Origin of the sequence: Massilia orientalis (genome assembly GCF_030411975.2) — a bacterium.
Taxonomy (GTDB): Bacteria; Pseudomonadota; Gammaproteobacteria; order Burkholderiales; family Burkholderiaceae_D; genus Telluria; species Telluria orientalis.
In genome coordinates, this window is sequence record NZ_JASNRB020000011.1 from 79,942 (window position 1) to 95,822 (window position 15,881).

The window sequence follows — 15,881 nt, forward strand, 5'->3', positions numbered from 1 at the left end:
ATACGAATCGGCTTACACATCCATACAACAGTTTGTTGTATATGAGAACGTGGTGTGTCACGTCCCTGTTCACTTTTTTCTGAAAAACCCTTGCAGGTTTTCGAAGGGATACGCTATGATTCGGGCCTCTTCGGACGTGATGACAAACGTCGGCAGGAAAAACCCTGAAGCGGGCGCTTAGCTCAGTTGGTAGAGCGGATCCCTTACAAGGATTAGGTCGGGAGTTCGAGCCTCTCAGCGCCCACCAGTCAGTTTCAGAGATCTTGCGAAGTGAAGAACCGATCAGAGTAAATGGAGCGGTAGTTCAGTTGGTTAGAATACCGGCCTGTCACGCCGGGGGTCGCGGGTTCGAGCCCCGTCCGCTCCGCCAGTATCAAGAGAAAAGGTCCGATTCGTCGGACCTTTTTTCGTTTCAGACCCTGCACTCTATCGATGGTTCATCCCTACACCCGGTTCCGGATCCGCCTTGCCCGCCACGCCGTGGCGCAACTGGCGTCGCGCCTGCGCAGCTCCGCCGAGATCGCCATGCTCGTGCTGGGTCCGATGACACTCGGCCTGCTCGCCTTCGCCGCCCTGCCCGCCATGCTCGCGGCGGCCGAACCGCTGCCGTTCGCGCTGCCCCTGCTGTGCCTGCACGGCGTCGCGATGAGCCTGCCCATCGTGCTGCTGCGGCCCCGGGTCGTGCCCGCGGACGTGGCCGCCTGGTTGCGTCCGTTGCCCGTACCGCCCGCCAGGTTGCTGCGCGCCGCCGCCGCCGTCGCCGCCTTGCTGACCGCACCGCTGGCACTGGCCTATGCGGCATCGCTGGCGATCTGGCTGGTGCAGGATCCCGGCTGGATGGCGCCGCTGCGCGCCGTCGGCGGCACCGTGTTCTCCTTCCTGCTGACGCTGGCCTGCGCCACCGGCCTGCTCGTGCGCGGTGCGGCCCTGCCGCAACGATCGCAGCAGGCGCCGGCGGACGCCGCCGCCGCGACCCGGCCACCCATGCCGCGCGCGGGTTGGTTCTACCTGTGGCGTCAATTGTTCTGGCTGCCCCTGTGGCGCGGCGCTACCGCCGGCGCGCGCCAGGGCGCACTGCTGGCTGCCGCCATCGGTGCCGGTGTGTTGTGGATGCTGGGGCCGCAGGCGCTGCCGCGCGTGGCCGGCGCGATCGTGACGAGCATCCTGCTGGTGCTGCTCGCGCACGAGGCCGACCAGGCACTGCGGCGCCAGCTCGCGCGCGTGCGCGGGCTCGCGGCCGGCTGGCCGGTCGACGTCGCCGCGCTGGCCTGGCATGCCCGCGCGCTGGTGCTGCTGGGCATCGCGCTCGCGCCCGCCGCCGTCACCGCGACGGGTGCGCTGGCCGGCGCCTGGCATGGCACGGCCGGCCGCTTTTATCTACTACTTGCCTGGAGCGTGCCGCCGCTGCTCGTGCTGACGCCTCCCTTCACGGCACGCGGCCGCATGGCGCTCGTCGCGCTCGCCATCATGCTGCTGTGCGCTACCGGAAGCCAACTATGGAATTGAATCCCGCCGTCGACATCAAGGATCTGGCGTTTCACTTCGCGACGCGCAGCGTCTTCTACGGCCTGAACCTGCAACTCGGCCCGGGCCTGACGTGGCTGCGCGGCCGCAACGGCCGCGGCAAGACGACCTTGCTGAAACTGCTGGGCGGCGCGCTGGCGCCGAGCCGCGGCCACATCCGCCTGGACGGCCTGGACAGCGCAACGGATGCGCTCGCCTACCGCCGCCTGAGCTTTTATTGCGGCGGCGAAGCGCCGGCCCTGGACTGGCTGACGGCGCGCGAATGGCTCGAACTGCATCTCGCGCTCTACCTGGATGCCGACCGCGCCGTGCTGGACCGCCACCTGGACGCGTTCCACGTCGCCGACATCGGCGCGCAGCCGGTCACGGGCCTGTCGCTGGGACAATATAAAAAGCTGCAGCTGGCGTTCGCGCTCGCACTGCCCGCGCGCCTGCTGCTGGTGGACGAACCGTTCAACGGCCTGGACGTCGACGCGGTCGGCGTGCTGGAAGAAGTCCTCGCGCGGCGCACGCGCGCGGGCACGAGCTGCACCGTGCTGACGAGCCACCTGGACCTGCGCATCGCGCCGACGGTCACGCTCGACCTCGACACGCAACCGGGCGTGCTCTGAACGCCGGCCGTTCAGGCCCGCCTGAGGAGGGGCGCGCCGATCTCGACGCGGTTACGGCCACCGGTCTTGGCCGCATACAGGGCGTGGTCGGCGCGCGCCAGCGCGGCCGTCAATTCCTCGTTCGGATCGATCATCACAAGGCCGATGCTGACCGTCATGCGATAGGTCGCGGCGCAGGTGAGCGCCGGCGCTTCGGCGACGGCGATGCGCAGGCGTTCGGCCGCATACTGCGCGCCTGCCAGCGACGTACCCGGCATCGCCAGCGCGAACTCTTCTCCGCCCAGCCGGCCAATCACATCGTTCTCGCGCAAGGTGGCGCGCGCCGTGTCGGCAAACAACCGCAAGGCCTCGTCGCCGCAGGCATGGCCGAAGCCGTCGTTGAGCTGCTTGAAATGATCGAGATCGAGCATCATCAGCGCGATCGGCTTGCGCAGGCGGACCGCCGTCTGCAGGGCGCTCTCGGCACGCTCGAAGAAGGCGCGGCGGTTCAGCATGTCCGTCAGGCCGTCGATCGTGGCCAGGCGCTGCATGCGCTGGTCGTCCTTCAGCTTGCACAGCAACAGGAAGCCGAAGCCATTGACGATCATCAGCAGATAGCTGGCCAGATAGGCGAAGCCATACACCGGATTCGTATTGAACATGCCCACGCCGCCATTGGCCACCGCCATCCAGATCCAGATCGCGATGGCGAACAAGGCATCGTTGACGCCGATGACACGCTGCAGCAGCGGCGCATCGGCCTGCGGCCGCAGCAGGATCGCGGCGGCACCGGAAGCGAACAGGGCGACGATGACGGCCACCACTTGCGTCATCTGCTCGCGCGACGCCTGCGCCAGCGCCGCGGCCGCGACGATGATCAGCGCCGCGACGGTGGCCGGTGCGAGAATCCGGCGCCAGTTGCGGAACCCGAAGAACACGCAGTACGAGGCCAGTTCCAGCGCGACACCGCCCACCCAGCCGAACGCGGCCAGCTCCTCCGCGATGGGCAGGCCGACATGCGGCGCCACCCAGCAGCAGATCTGTGCCAAACCCGACGATAGCCGCGCCCACATCCAGGTGCGCAGCCCCGGATTGGGTGCCGCACCGCGCATGTAACCCGCCATCAGCAACGCAAACGCTGTGTTGCCGACGCCAAGCGCCAGCATGAAGGTCTGGATATCGATCACTCGGTTCCTCCTGGCAGGACGTGGTGAGATGATGCCATGAATGTAATTAATATTTCCCAAAGGAATTATATTACACGTTTTCCAATTAGGTGCACGCACGATTTGCACCAATGGTCGAGCGGTATGCACGGCGGCTAGAGGGTGTTGTGTCGCGTCCAATTAACTGAGTATTCGTTGCTGCGCAAGCACAAATGAATCGTTCATAATTGACAAAGCAGCCACTCGGTTGCATCGTCCTGGAGCTTTCGTGATTTTTGGTTTCCTGAAATCGTCCACGCTGTCCCCTCGCCAGCTTCGGCTGCAGAACACGCCGCTGTTCCGTTCCCTCAAACCGTTGGAAATCAAGTTCGTCGACGGCCTCATGCATGAGCGCCGCTACCTGCCGGACGAGATCGTGTTCGACGAAGGCGAGGAAGGCCAGGCGCTGTATCTCGTGATGAGCGGCCGCGTGCAAATCAGCCGCAGCCACAGCCGGGGCCGCCAGATCGTGGGCGAACTGAGCGCCGGCAGTTTCTTCGGCGACCTCGCCCTGCTGGACAATTCCCCGCGCAGCGCCCAGGTCCGCGCCCTCGACGCGTGCGAACTGGCCGTCTTCTTCCGCGACGACTTTCTCGCCCTGATGGAAACGGATGCCGTGATCGGCTACAAGATCTCGCTCGCCCTGGCGCGCCACATCGGCCAGCGCCTGCGCGGCTGGCTCGACGGCAACGCGCAGGTGGAGGCGCTGTGATCCACGGCGCCCTCCGCGACGAGCGCAGCGGTCCCTTCGTCTGGACCGGCATCATCGGCGTGACATGCCTGCTGCTGGTGCTGCTCGAGCACATGCTGTGGCTGGTGCTGCCCTTCATCCTCGGCACCGTCATGTACTACATCCTGCTGGGCCCGATGCAACGCCTGCTGCGCGCGGGTTTCACCCGCAACGTCTCGGCCACGCTCGTCTGCATCGTGTTCTACGGCGCCACCGTCCTGCTGGTGATGGCGGCGATGACCTGGACCAGCACGCCCGGCGATACGGACAGTTGGCACGAGACGGGCGCCCTGTACCTGGACGGCGGCGTCGCCTTCGTGCGCAACACGATGACGCTGCTGGAAGCCAAGTTCCCGATCCTGGCCGAGATGCATTTGACGTCCATCGTCAACAAGCGCTTCAAGGCCTACACGGACAATTTCGCGCAGCGCCACCTGACGACCATCCTGCTGGGCGCCGCAGGCTGGCTGCCGTCGCTGCTGCTGGCCCCGTTCCTCGCCTTCTTCTTCCTGCGCGACGGCCTGCGCTTCAAGAAATTCCTCGCCCGCGCCGTGCCGAACGCCTATTTCGAACGGACGTTATTCCTGCTGCACCAGGTCGACCAGACCGCGCGCCGTTACTTCGAGGGTTTGTTGAAGCTGACCGTGCTGGACACCATCGTGCTCGGCTTCGGCCTGTGGGTGATCGGCGTCTCGTCACCGCTGCTGCTGGGTTTTATTTCGGCGCTGCTGGCGTGGGTGCCGTTCGTCGGGTCGGTCGTGGGCTGCATGATGGTCGTGGTCGTTGCGGCCACGGACGCGCCGAACAATCCGCTGATCGCGTACGGCGCCATCGTCGTGTTCATCCTCGCGAGGCTGCTGGACGACTTCGTGTTCATGCCGCTGACCTTGGGGCGCAGTCTGCATATCCACCCGCTCGTGACGGTGCTGATGATCTTTATCGGCGGGGCGCTGTCGGGCGTGGCCGGGCTGATGCTGGTGCTGCCGCTGTTGGGGGTCGTGATGGTCGTTGGCGAGACCATGGGGCGGCTGATGACCAATCCGCGGCTCAGGGCGCGGCATCGGTATGCGCGCAGGCTGCGCGACAAACAGGCAAGCGCCGACCTGAGCGTCTGAAACCGGGGTCAGATCCCAGTGTTTGGCAATGGCTTTTGGGCTATTTCCAAAAAACGGGCTCTGACCCCGGTGTTATTTGCGGCCGGCCTTGGGCTTCGACTTGATGGTCGACAGGATGCCCGCCTTCGCCTTCGACGGCGGCGCCATGAACGGTGCCGGCTCGCTGCGACGCTCGCCGCCGCGTCCATTACGCCGCGTCGCGACCTCGATCACGCGGCCTTTCGGCGCCTCGCTGCGCGGCGCGACCGGCGGACGGCGCTCGCCACGCTGCGGCGCAACTTCCTGTTCCGACCCGGCCGGCGGCACCAGGTGACGCTCGCCATTGCCGATCAGGTCGCCGCGGCCCATGCGCTTCAGGCCTTCGCGCAGCACCGGCCAGTTTTCCGGATCGTAGTAGCGCAGGAACGCCTTGTGCAGCTTGCGCGTCTTGCCGCTTTTCGCGGTGAGGACCTCTTCCGAATCCTCGGTGACCTTGTGCAGCGGATTTTTAGCCGAGTGATACATCGTCGTCGCCATGGCCATCGGCGTCGGCGTGAACGTTTGCACCTGGTCGAGGTGGAAATTGTTCTTTTTGAGCCAGAGGGCCAGGTTCAGCATGTCCTCGTCCGTCGAGCCCGGGTGCGCGGCGATGAAGTACGGGATCAGGTATTGCTTCTTGCCCGCTTCGCGCGAGTACTTGTCGAACAGCGCCTTGAACTCGTCATAGGCACCGATGCCCGGCTTCATCATCTTCGAGAGCGTGCCCTCTTCCGTGTGCTCCGGTGCAATTTTGAGCAGGCCGCCGACGTGGTGGGTGACCAGTTCCTTGACGTATTCCGGCGAACGCACGGCCAGGTCGTAGCGCAGCCCCGAGCCGATCAGGATCTTCTTGATGCCCGGGATCGCGCGCGCCTTGCGGTACAGCGAGATCAGCTTGCTGTGGTCCGTGCCCAGGTTGCTGCAGATGGTCGGGTACACGCACGACAGGCGGCGGCACGTTTCCTCGATCTTCTTGTCCTTGCACGCGAGGCGGTACATGTTCGCGGTCGGGCCGCCCAGGTCCGTGATGGTGCCGGCGAAATTCTTCGTCGTGTCGCGGATCAGCTCGATCTCGCGCAGGATCGACGGTTCCGAACGGCTCTGGATGATGCGGCCCTCGTGTTCCGTGATCGAGCAGAACGTGCAGCCGCCGAAACAGCCGCGCATGATGTTCACGGAATAGCGGATCATTTCCCACGCCGGGATGTGCGCCTTGCCATAGCTCGGGTGCGGCGCGCGCGCGTACTGCAAGTCGTAGACGCCGTCCATCTCGTCCATCGCGAGCGGCAGCGGCGGCGGGTTCAGCCAGACGTCGCGGTCGCCGTGCTGCTGCACGAGCGCGCGCGCATTGCCCGGGTTCGATTCCAGGTGGAACACGCGCGATGCGTGCGCATACATCACCGGGTCTTCGCTCACGGTCTCGAACGACGGCAGGCGCACGACGGTCTTCTGCGCTTTCTCGCGTGCGGCCGCCTGGCGCTGTTCGCGCGTCATGATGACGATCGGTTTCACTTCCGGTTCCGGCTGCGCATTGTCCAGCGCGCACTGCTTCGGATCTTCCAGCGCCATCGCGTACGGATTCGGCTGCGCGTCGATGCGGCCCGGCACGTCCACGCGGGTGGAATTGTGCACGGTCCACTCTTCGTCCGGCAGCCAGCCGTGCGGCACGAGGAAGGCCGTGCCGCGCAGGTCGCGGATGGACTTGATGTTCTCGCCGGCCGCGATGCGGCGGGTGACGTCGACGAGCGCGCGTTCGGCATTGCCGAAGATGACGAGGTCGGCCTTCGATTCGAACAGCACCGAGCGGCGCACCTTGTCCGACCAGTAATCGTAGTGCGCGATGCGGCGCAGCGACGCTTCGATCGAACCGGCGATGACGGGCACGCCCGGGAACGCTTCGCGCGCCCGCTGGCAGTAGACGGTCACGGCGCGGTCCGGACGTTTATTGGGCTCGGCGTTCGGCGTGTAGGCGTCGTCCGAGCGGATCTTGCGGTCGGCCGTGTAGCGGTTGACCATCGAATCCATGTTGCCGGCCGTGATGCCCCAGTACAGGTTCGGCTTGCCCAGCGCGCGGAACGGTTCCACGGAGGTCCAGTCCGGCTGGCTGATGATGCCGACGCGGTACCCCTGCGCCTCCAGCAGGCGGCCGACGAGGGCCATGCCGAAACTCGGATGGTCGATGTAGGCGTCGCCCGTGATCAGGATGATGTCGCACGAATCCCAGCCCAGCTTGTCCATCTCGGCACGGGACATGGGCAGGAACGGGGCCGCAGGGGCGCGACTGGAACGCTTGGCGACGTTCGCGAAAAGATTGGCAGGGGAGTTCATTGGCCGGCATTTTACCGGAAAACGCGTGTTTAAGCTGCGGACCCCTCGAAAAATGGCTTAATTTTCAATGGCTTGTCGTTAAATCCCCATGCTCGCGAGGATGTTGCCGAGCTCACGGAGGGCCGGTTCCAGGTGCGGATGGCGGATGGCGAAGCGGGCTGTCAGCTCCTGCGTGCGCGAGGCCAGGCCGTACGTGTTCGCGTCCGGATCCTGGGAGCGCTTGTCGAGCACGTGCTTGATATCGCCGTCAAGCTGGCGCAGCAGCATTTCCAGTTCGTCATCGACTTCGCCGGTTTCCTCGAGGCTGCGGTGCAGCGTCTTGAGGTGCGCTTTCAGGGTATTTTCGTTTTCAGGCAGCATGGCTTTCTCACGTCATGATGTTGTGAGAAGTCTACACCCGATAAGGGCGGCCTGGCGCGCCGCCCTTGTCGTCGGGATTACTCGCCCGTCAGGCCACGGCGCTCCAGCAGCGGCTCGATCTTCGCATCACGGCCGCGGAAGTTGCGGTACATGTCCATCGCATCCATCGTGCCGCCGCGCGACAGCAGCATCTGGCGGAAGCGGTCGCCGTTCGCGCGCGTCAGGCCGCCGTGTTCCTTGAACCATTCGACGGTGTCGGCGTCCAGCTTCTCGGCCCACAGGTAGCCGTAGTAGCCGGCCGAATAGCCGCCCGAGAACACGTGCGAGAAGTACGTCGTGCGGTAGCGCGGCGGGACGAGCGGGAAGTCGACGCCGGCGTCGTGCAGCGCCGTCGCCTCGAAGCCCAGCACGTCGGCCGGGATCTGCCCGGCGCCCAGTTGATGCCATTTCTGGTCGAGGATAGCTGCGGCCAGGTACTCGGTCGTGCGATAACCCTCGTTGAACTTGGACGAGGCCTGGACTTTATCCAGCAACTCCTTCGGCATGGCCGCGCCCGTCTGGTAGTGCTTTGCATAATTCGCCAGCACTTCCGGCCAGGCCATCCACATCTCGTTGACCTGCGACGGGAACTCGACGTAGTCGCGCGGTACGCGGGTGCCGGAGAAGCGCGGGTATTTCACGTTCGAGAACATGCCGTGCAGCGCGTGGCCGAATTCGTGGAACATCGTGCGCACTTCGTCGTACGTCAGCAGGGTCGGCTCGCCCGCGGCCGGCTTCGGGATGTTCAGGTGGTTCGCGATGACCGGATGCGTGCCCAGCAGCTTGTTCTGGCCGACATACGCATTCATCCACGCGCCGCCGCGCTTGTTCGAGCGGGCATACGGGTCGTGCAGGAAGATCGCCAGTTGCTTGCCGTCGGCATCGAACACGTCGAACACGCGCACGTCCGGGTTGTACACCGGCAGGTCGTGGCGTTCCTTGAACGTGATGCCGTATTCCTTGGTGGCGGCGAAGAACACGCCGTTCACGAGCACGTTGTTGAACTCAAAATAGGGACGCAGCTGGTTTTCGTCGAACGCATAGCGTGCCTGGCGTACCTTGTCCGTGTAGTAATTCCAGTCGTAGGCGGTCGCCTGGAACTTGCCACCGTCGGCATCGATGACCTTCTGGATCTCGGCCGCTTCCTTCTTCGCATTGCGCACGGCCGGCTTGGCGAACTCGGCCAGCAGGTTGTTGACGGCGTCCGTCGTCTTGGCGGTCTGGTCTTCCAGCATGTACGCGGCGTGGTTCGGATAGCCCAGCAGCTTCGCGCGTTCGGCGCGTGCCTTGGCCAGGTCCAGCACGACCTGGCGGTTGTCGTAATCGCCGCCGTGGCTGCCGCGGGCCAGCGACAGGGCCAGCAGTTTTTCGCGCGTCGCGCGGTTGGTCAGCACGGACAGCGGCGCCTGCTGCGTCGTGTTCACGACCGGCACCTTGAACTTGCCGTCGAGACCATCCTTCTTCGCCAGCGCGGCGGCGGCGTCGATGGCCTTGTCGGACATGCCGGCGAGTTCTTCGCGCTTGTCGACGACGAGCGCCGACGCATTCGCTTCCTTCAGCACGTTCTGGCTGAACTGGGTCTGCAGGGCGGCGATCTTGCCGTTATAGGCTTTCAGTGTTTCCTTGTCGGCGGCGGACAGCTTCGCGCCTGCGCGCACGAAGTCGGTGTGATAACGCTCGAGCAGGTAGGCCGATTCCGGATCGAGGTGCAGCTTGGCGCGCTTGTCGTACAGCGTCTGGATGCGCTTGAACAGCTTGTCGTTCAGGCGGATCTTGTCGCTGTGGGCGGCCAGTTTCGGCGCGAGATCCTTGTCGAGCGCGTCGAGCGTGGGATTGGTATTGGCGCCGACGAGGCTGTAGAAGATGGTCGAGACGCGGTTCAGCAGCAGTCCCGAACGCTCCATCGCGACGATCGTGTTGTCGAAGGTCGGCGCTGCCTTGTTGTTGGCGATGGCATCGATCTCCAGCGACTGCTGGCGCATGCCTTCTTCGAACGCCGGCGCGAAGTCCTCGTTCTTGATCTTGTCGAAGGCCGGGTACTGGAACTGCAGGGTGCTCGGCTTGGCGAACGGGTTGGACGCGGGCAGCAGCGAAGCGGGGGCGGCATGGGCCAGGTTGGCGACGGCTGCGGTAACAGCGACGGCCAGGATGTGCGAACGGTTCATTCTTTGGGCTCTCCGGAGGGTTGTCGGATCCGACCGTGCTTGTGCCACGGACCGATCTCTTCTTGCTCGTGCACTCCATAATGGAAACCGCCGGGACGAACCCGGCGGTGAAGTGCGCCCTAAGGATAGCAGGGATATTGCCGTAAGTTACATATTTACGGCCTAAAAAAAGGCTTTGTGGGGGACTCAGCCCCGCTCCGATTGCTCTTCCTGTGCCACTTTTTCCTCGATGCGCCGGTCCGGAATCAGCCACACGATGGCGACGGCGGCATACACGAGAAACCCGAGCCAGGCGCCAAACCACGACAGGGCGACGCCGCAGAGATACAGCACGCACGACAGCTTGCCCTTGCGATCCTTGCCGATCGCCTCGGCCAGCGCCGCGTTCTTCGGATGATTCGCCGTCAACACCTGCACCAGGATCAGATAGGCGACGGAGCACATGAACAGGACGAAGCCGTACGCCGCGGTCGGTCCGCTCTCGAAATGGTTCTCGCCCATCCACGCGGTAACGAACGGGATCAGCGACAACCAGAACAGCAGGTGCAGATTGGCCCACAGGACGCCGCCGCTGACTTCCTTCACGGCGTGCAGCATGTGGTGGTGGTTGTTCCAGTAGATGCCCACGTAGATGAAACTGAGCACGTAGCTCATGAAGACGGGCCACAGCGGCAGCAGCACGTCGAACGTGGCGCCGTGCGGGACTTTGAGTTCCAGCACCATGATGGTGATGATGATGGCGATGACGCCGTCGCTGAAGGCTTCCAGTCGAGTTTTGCCCATCTCTTTTCTCGTGAACGTTATACGTAAGAATGGCGGAGATCGATCTGATCCGCTTTTGCGTCTGCAACCGAAATAAATGGGGCGGACGTAAGGATGAACCGGCGAAAGTCCGGTGTTGCATCCTCCCAGCAGTTACTCGTTCCGAGCGCATCCAGCTCAGCGCTTGGCTGGTACTTGTATGTAAGGCTCAGCTGGCTGATCGCGTCGTCATCCTCGAGCTCTGCTTCAATGAATTGACGCGTGATGTCAAGTTCGAAGTATTTTCCGTTTCCCCAGTCGTAGGTTCCCCACTGGTACAGCAACATATCGTCGGAACATGCAACACATGCGGCCTGGGCACGAAACTCAAGCATTGCTTCGATACCTTCTCGTGGCGTTGACGCATTCAAATCGATGCCTTTCGATGCAGTGAAGTCCTGGAATGCTGTTACCGATTCGGCAGGTTTCATACGACGTCCTTGTGGTTGACAGGTAATTGTTGTGGCACTAACAAAAATAAAGGGGAATATTTCTCTCTTCACACCACGCTCGCAATTGCTGGTGCAACGTGTCCCAAAGTTCCGATGCCCATGGTGGCGCAGCCTCATGCCAACACGCCTTGATTGGCAGGTACACGGACGTGACGCCCATCGGCATGTCCAACGTGAATGAACCAAGGGCGCAAGAGCAAAGCAGTTCCTCTTTCCACTGCGGCCTGAATTCGAATTGCACCATCGATACCTCTTCAGTTCACAATGACATCATGATAACCGCCGCCGCGGGCGTACCGCTTGAACGCTATTTCCCTGCATAAAAAAATGGCCGCACGCGGCGGCCATGTGTGGAGCGCAGGCGCTTACTTCTCCGCCCGCTTCATGTAGGTGTCGAAGTTCTCGATGAAATCGTCGAGATTCGCTTCCATCATCTTGCGGAACTGGTCGGTGAAATACTCCAGCGCCCGCGCCTTTTCCGAGGTCATGGTCTGCGCGCTGCCGGTCGTTGCCGCGACGATGAACGCGTTGAAGCGCGCCGAGGCGTACAGCGTCGATGCGCTGACTTCGCTCGGATGGGTCGACGCGCACTGGTCGTTCGCCAGGTTGATGAGGGCGTTGGCGCGGTCGAAGAATTCCGGGCTGGGGGCGTTGTCACTCATGAGTCATCGTGGATTGAGGTAAAGGTGCCGCCACTATAACAGTCATTTCCGCAACCGCTTCACCTGGCGGATCAGCGCGCCGTTCAGCGCATCGTAGCGGCCGTGGACGTTCAACAGCCAGGCCGTCCCGCTGCGCGCGCGGTGCAGCAGGACCAGGCCGCGTGTCTGCAGCACATGCGTGGAGCGGAATTCCGCGTGCGGCGTGCCGTAACCGAAGTCGATGTGGTCGAACGTGAAATGGGCCAGCACGTCCTGCACGGCCAGGTGGATCGCGCTGGTGCCGGCCGACAGGTGCAGGTAATCCTGCCGGCACAGAATTTTATAGACATGCCAGACGGACGCCGAGCGCATGCCGTACACGACGGCGACGTCGTTCTCGCCGCAACGGATCACGTAGGACAGCAGCAGGCCATGGCGCGCCAGGCTCTCCAGGCGCGCCTGCTCGCCGGCGCGCCCGGCGGCGCGGGAGGCGTCGGTGGCGATCATGGCGTCCAGCATGGCCCCGACCTGGCCGGGCCGGACGATGCGCAGCACGTGCAACGGGCCGGCCGCTTCCGTCAGCAGGCGGACCTGGCGCGACAGGTTGTAGCGCTTCTTGGCGCTGAAATGCTTCAAATAGGCGTCGACGCTGTCCGGCAGCGGCTGCGTATGGCACGCGCGCCAGCCGTTCAGCACGTACGCCGCCACGCCCGCGATGCTTTTCCAGCCGTCTTGCGGCACGGCCTGCAGGTACAGCACGTGGCAGTGCGCAAATCGGTCGAGCAGTTGCTGCGCGATGAATTCGGCGAGGCCCGGTTCCGCCGGGTCCAGCAACGGAACGCTGCCGAGGACCTGGCAGGCGCGCAATGTCCGCCCGAACAACGGCACGGGGCCGGCATGGAACGCGATCCGGCACGGCAGGGTGCGCACGGGAACGAAGCCGACGATCGCGTAATCGACACTGCGGCGGACGATGAACAATTCGTGGTTCGCGTCCCGCCCTCGATCCATGTCGATCAGGTGGTTGAAGAATTGGGGCGACTGGTACAGCGTTTCCGGACCGGCCGCCGCGGCCAGCATCCGGTGCCACGCCGCAAGGATGTCCGGACGGTCGTGATAGGCGGTCGCAACGTTCAGCTCGAACCTGTCGGGGCAGCGCGCCGCGCGGGGACGCGTGCCCCATGGCGCAGGCAGCGCGAGCGGACTCGTCCCGAGACTCCGTATGGCTATCATGTCGGCCCCCGCCAAAAAAATCACAGATTAGGCAAGGACCGCGGGTGACATCTTGTAAAAATCGATATGGACTGCTGGTGATGCGTCAATAATGCGGCGGCCGCTCGTTGAGCGGGCCCTGCCCCGCGTCACGCAGCGCGCGCACGTGGTCGGCCAGCTTGGCCACCATGGCTTCCAGCTGGTCGATGCGGCGGCCCTGCTCGTAGATCGTGCGGTTGAGGGTATCGACGAGGTTTTCCTGGTCGGCCAGCTTGATTTCGATGTCGATGAAACGGTTTTCGTCGCTCACGTGGATGTCCGGTGAAGTAAAAGCTGCATGATACGTGGGCGAAAAAAAGGCCGCCAGTCGCGGCGGCCGTCTGCGTGCATCGGCGTCAGGCGCCGAAAGGCGTATAGGTAAAGCCGTTCTCGATCGAGCCGATCACCTGCAACTGGTTTTCCGGGCTTTCGCTGAAGAAAGCGAGCAGGTGTTCGCGCGTGGCGATCTTGGTGTCCAGCGCATTCAGCCAGAATGCGTAACCTTCGCCGTCCGGCCCGCGGTGCAGGACGTGGGCATACAGGTTCGTCAGGAAGTCGGCGTTGGACGGGGTCTTGCCATACATCTTGTCCCACTCGGGCTGGTTGGTCATGAACTCCTTCGCCATGTCTTCCAGTTGCAGGCCATGGTCGACCCGATCGATCCAGTAATTGATCTGGGGATCGGGTTCACGGTCGAACGCGGCCTTGTACAGCCGGTAGACCTGGCCCGCGGGACCGTCGATGTCCAGCGCGACATTGACGTCGTTGAATTGCAGACGCTCGACGTTGATGAGCGAATCGTGTCCGCCGCTGCCCAGCTTGTCCGTGACCCCGTAGCCCCACGTTTCCTTGCCCACCGTGTAATCGGCAAACTTGCCCGCAATAACCGCCGTGTCGCGGCCCGCGCCGCCGTCGATCGCATGACCGCCGTTCGCGGCCGTCACCTTGATCACGTCGTCCTTGGCCGTACCGCCCTGGAAGGCGCTGTTCGCCACCGTGAACGTTGCGCTGTTGAGGCTGGCGGTGGCGTTGCCCGCCTTGTCGGACGAGACGACGTTGACCTGGTAGCCGGCATTGGGCAGCGGCGACGTGGTCACGGACCACGAGCCGTCCAGGCGGACGGTGGTGGTGGCGATGTCGATATAGTCGTCGACGGTCGCGCCCGCGCGCACCACCTGGATCAGCGTGCCGGCTTCGCCGGTGCCGCTGAACGTGGCGATGTTGTCGCCCGACGCGTATTGCAGACCGAAGGTCGGGATGACGGGCGGGGTCGCGTCGACGTTGAACGTCGCCGTGCCGCTGTGCGTCGAAATATTGCCGGCGGTATCCGTGGCGGTCGCGTAGATCGTGTAGCCGACCCCGTCGGCGAACGGGCTCAGGTTCGTGCTCCACACGCCTTTCGCATCGGCCTGGGCGGTTCCGACCTGCACGTTGTTGGCCGTGTAGATCTTGACGACGGCATTGGCTTCCGCGGTACCGCTCACGTACGGCTGGCTGCCCTGCGCATAGCCGTCGCCGTTGCGGGTGACCGCCATCACCGGCGCGCCGGGCGGCGTCGTGTCGCTGCTGAGGACCGTGCTGGCACTGACGGCCTGGCTGCTGCCGAACTGGATCAGTTCGATCGAATGCAATGTCGTGGTGCCGGTCTTGTCGACGGCCTGCAAGTCGCCGTTGGCAAGCTTCGTGAACGTGTAATCGATGCGCGCGCCGCTGAATACGGCGGTATCGTTTCCTGCTCCTCCGTCGATCATGTTGTTTCCTCCATTTCCAGCAAGCTTGTCATCGGCGCTCGTTCCGGTGAGGGTGTCCGTACCGCTGGTTCCCATGATGTAGCGCCCGCCGCCGGTCGAGTTCATGCCCTGCGCGCCACCAAGGCCATCGTCCCCGTACAGCCAGTGCAATGCGGCGAGGTCGTAGTCGCGGTACGCCGCGTACGGGCCGCCATTGGCGTCGTAGGACATCAAGGTATAGGCCGTGTTGTCCTGCGCGTCCGGCAGCACGGCTTTGTTGTCGCCCGTATAGTCCGCTTCGTAGAACGGGTGCTTGAGGCCGAGCGCATGGCCCAGTTCGTGCAGCAGCGTCTCGTAGCCGTCGCCGCCTTTGCTCAGGTTCGCATTCTGCGCGCCCCAGATCGCGTCGTTGTCGAGGTAAACATAGGCATCGGCATCGTAGCCGGTGACTTGATCTCCGCTGTTGGGGAAACTGCTGTGCCAGCTGCACAGGCCGGTCACGTTCGTGGCTATCAGGTTAGCGTACGACAAATGAATCTGCGCATCGCTACCTTCGGTGGTCTCGACAAACTCTATGCCCGTGATCTGCTCAAGATCTTTAATGGCGAGACGAGCAGCCTGCTGCTGCATAGCTGTGAAGGCCTGCTGGGCACCCGTGAAATTCTTTTCTGCGTCTTTTGGATCTTCGTTACCGGACGCGATGGAAAACGTATAAGTAAGTCTATAGACGGTTTTTCCAAATTCATCCGTCAAATAGTTCCAGTCCGGGCCGGTATCGAGCAGGGCATCGATGTAGTTCAAGCCGGACAGGGGCGTGGTCGTGATGTCAGATACGGTAGCCATGAAATTAACGATGCTTGCTGCGTGAAAATTGATTCATGAAAGTATTTCCCGCGCAACAGTTGAAGTCAAATAAGAATTTCAATCGTGCG

15 protein-coding genes and 2 tRNA genes are annotated in these 15,881 nt (G+C 63.5%); 7 read left to right on the forward strand and 10 right to left on the reverse strand.

Features of this window, described 5'->3' with window-relative positions:
* Positions 1–171: 171 nt before the first annotated feature.
* From QPK29_RS18585 to QPK29_RS18600, 4 genes are all read left to right on the forward strand, one after another.
* Positions 172–247: transfer RNA gene (locus QPK29_RS18585), tRNA-Val, on the forward strand.
* 46 nt (positions 248–293) lie between these two features.
* A tRNA-Asp gene (locus tag QPK29_RS18590) sits at positions 294–370 on the forward strand.
* A gap of 62 nt (positions 371–432) precedes the next feature.
* On the forward strand, positions 433–1,506 hold the full coding sequence (locus QPK29_RS18595) for a hypothetical protein (protein ID WP_371770695.1): 1,074 nt from the start codon (positions 433–435) through the stop codon (positions 1,504–1,506).
* Positions 1,497–2,135, forward strand: a complete 639-nt coding sequence (locus QPK29_RS18600) for an ABC transporter ATP-binding protein (RefSeq protein ID WP_056126192.1) — start codon at positions 1,497–1,499, stop codon at positions 2,133–2,135. Before QPK29_RS18595 ends, QPK29_RS18600 begins: the two co-directional genes overlap by 10 nt.
* 11 nt (positions 2,136–2,146) lie before the next feature.
* Here the strand turns inward: QPK29_RS18600 and QPK29_RS18605 are convergent, their stop codons facing one another.
* Positions 2,147–3,301 (reverse strand): GGDEF domain-containing protein, encoded by a 1,155-nt coding sequence (locus QPK29_RS18605; RefSeq protein ID WP_056126191.1) that lies wholly within the window; start codon positions 3,299–3,301, stop codon positions 2,147–2,149.
* Between the two features lie 247 nt (positions 3,302–3,548).
* Between QPK29_RS18605 and QPK29_RS18610 the strand changes: the two genes are divergently transcribed.
* Together QPK29_RS18610 and QPK29_RS18615 are read left to right on the forward strand one after the other, a co-directional pair.
* Positions 3,549–4,031 (forward strand): cyclic nucleotide-binding domain-containing protein, encoded by a 483-nt coding sequence (locus QPK29_RS18610; protein ID WP_056126189.1) that lies wholly within the window; start codon positions 3,549–3,551, stop codon positions 4,029–4,031.
* Entirely contained in the window at positions 4,028–5,164 is a 1,137-nt protein-coding gene (locus QPK29_RS18615; protein WP_229412236.1) for an AI-2E family transporter, read from the forward strand. The genes QPK29_RS18610 and QPK29_RS18615 overlap by 4 nt, the downstream gene beginning before the upstream one ends.
* A gap of 72 nt (positions 5,165–5,236) precedes the next feature.
* On the opposite strand, the gene QPK29_RS18620 is transcribed toward QPK29_RS18615, so the two are convergent.
* The 9 genes from QPK29_RS18620 to QPK29_RS18660 all read right to left on the reverse strand — a co-directional run bounded on the left by QPK29_RS18620 (position 5,237) and on the right by QPK29_RS18660 (position 15,579).
* Entirely contained in the window at positions 5,237–7,510 is a 2,274-nt protein-coding gene (locus QPK29_RS18620; RefSeq protein WP_371770696.1) for a YgiQ family radical SAM protein, read from the reverse strand.
* A gap of 78 nt (positions 7,511–7,588) precedes the next feature.
* On the reverse strand, positions 7,589–7,870 hold the full coding sequence (locus QPK29_RS18625; protein WP_056126187.1) for a DUF4404 family protein: 282 nt from the start codon (positions 7,868–7,870) through the stop codon (positions 7,589–7,591).
* A gap of 77 nt (positions 7,871–7,947) precedes the next feature.
* Complete coding sequence (locus QPK29_RS18630) at positions 7,948–10,074, reverse strand: M3 family metallopeptidase (protein WP_371770697.1); 2,127 nt, start codon at positions 10,072–10,074, stop codon at positions 7,948–7,950.
* Positions 10,075–10,260: 186 nt separating this feature from the next.
* Positions 10,261–10,857, reverse strand: coding sequence for a TMEM175 family protein (locus tag QPK29_RS18635; protein ID WP_371763203.1), 597 nt, complete (start codon positions 10,855–10,857; stop codon positions 10,261–10,263).
* A 17-nt stretch (positions 10,858–10,874) separates the two neighbouring features.
* Positions 10,875–11,306: a hypothetical protein gene (locus tag QPK29_RS18640; protein ID WP_371770698.1), complete on the reverse strand. Its 432-nt coding sequence runs from the start codon at positions 11,304–11,306 to the stop codon at positions 10,875–10,877.
* A 386-nt stretch (positions 11,307–11,692) separates the two neighbouring features.
* Positions 11,693–11,989, reverse strand: a complete 297-nt coding sequence (locus QPK29_RS18645; protein ID WP_371770699.1) for a DUF3144 domain-containing protein — start codon at positions 11,987–11,989, stop codon at positions 11,693–11,695.
* A gap of 42 nt (positions 11,990–12,031) precedes the next feature.
* Positions 12,032–13,201 carry a GNAT family N-acetyltransferase gene (locus QPK29_RS18650; RefSeq protein WP_371770700.1) on the reverse strand — a complete coding sequence of 390 codons (1,170 nt, stop codon included), beginning with the start codon at positions 13,199–13,201 and terminating at the stop codon, positions 12,032–12,034.
* An 85-nt stretch (positions 13,202–13,286) separates the two neighbouring features.
* Entirely contained in the window at positions 13,287–13,490 is a 204-nt protein-coding gene (locus QPK29_RS18655; protein ID WP_056126175.1) for a SlyX family protein, read from the reverse strand.
* A gap of 85 nt (positions 13,491–13,575) precedes the next feature.
* Positions 13,576–15,579 (reverse strand): DUF4214 domain-containing protein, encoded by a 2,004-nt coding sequence (locus QPK29_RS18660; RefSeq protein ID WP_371770772.1) that lies wholly within the window; start codon positions 15,577–15,579, stop codon positions 13,576–13,578.
* Here QPK29_RS18660 and QPK29_RS18665 point away from each other — a divergent pair.
* Positions 15,481–15,831: a hypothetical protein gene (locus QPK29_RS18665; protein WP_371770774.1), complete on the forward strand. Its 351-nt coding sequence runs from the start codon at positions 15,481–15,483 to the stop codon at positions 15,829–15,831. The two genes, QPK29_RS18660 and QPK29_RS18665, sit on opposite strands and share 99 nt — an antisense overlap.
* Positions 15,832–15,881: the final 50 nt, after the last annotated feature.

Bases quoted from the DNA above. Each gene is read 5' to 3' on its own strand.
- QPK29_RS18600 (WP_056126192.1), top strand. From the start codon at position 1,497: ATGGAATTGAATCCCGCCGTCGACATCAAGGATCTGGCGTTTCACTTC.
- QPK29_RS18630 (WP_371770697.1), bottom strand. From the start codon at position 10,074: ATGAACCGTTCGCACATCCTGGCCGTCGCTGTTACCGCAGCCGTCGCC.
- QPK29_RS18625 (WP_056126187.1), bottom strand. From the start codon at position 7,870: ATGCTGCCTGAAAACGAAAATACCCTGAAAGCGCACCTCAAGACGCTG.
- QPK29_RS18620 (WP_371770696.1), bottom strand. From the start codon at position 7,510: ATGAACTCCCCTGCCAATCTTTTCGCGAACGTCGCCAAGCGTTCCAGT.
- QPK29_RS18645 (WP_371770699.1), bottom strand. From the start codon at position 11,989: ATGAGTGACAACGCCCCCAGCCCGGAATTCTTCGACCGCGCCAACGCC.
- QPK29_RS18665 (WP_371770774.1), top strand. From the start codon at position 15,481: ATGAATCTGCGCATCGCTACCTTCGGTGGTCTCGACAAACTCTATGCC.
- QPK29_RS18650 (WP_371770700.1), bottom strand. From the start codon at position 13,201: ATGATAGCCATACGGAGTCTCGGGACGAGTCCGCTCGCGCTGCCTGCG.
- QPK29_RS18640 (WP_371770698.1), bottom strand. From the start codon at position 11,306: ATGAAACCTGCCGAATCGGTAACAGCATTCCAGGACTTCACTGCATCG.
- QPK29_RS18635 (WP_371763203.1), bottom strand. From the start codon at position 10,857: ATGGGCAAAACTCGACTGGAAGCCTTCAGCGACGGCGTCATCGCCATC.
- QPK29_RS18660 (WP_371770772.1), bottom strand. From the start codon at position 15,579: ATGCAGCAGCAGGCTGCTCGTCTCGCCATTAAAGATCTTGAGCAGATC.
- QPK29_RS18595 (WP_371770695.1), top strand. From the start codon at position 433: ATGGTTCATCCCTACACCCGGTTCCGGATCCGCCTTGCCCGCCACGCC.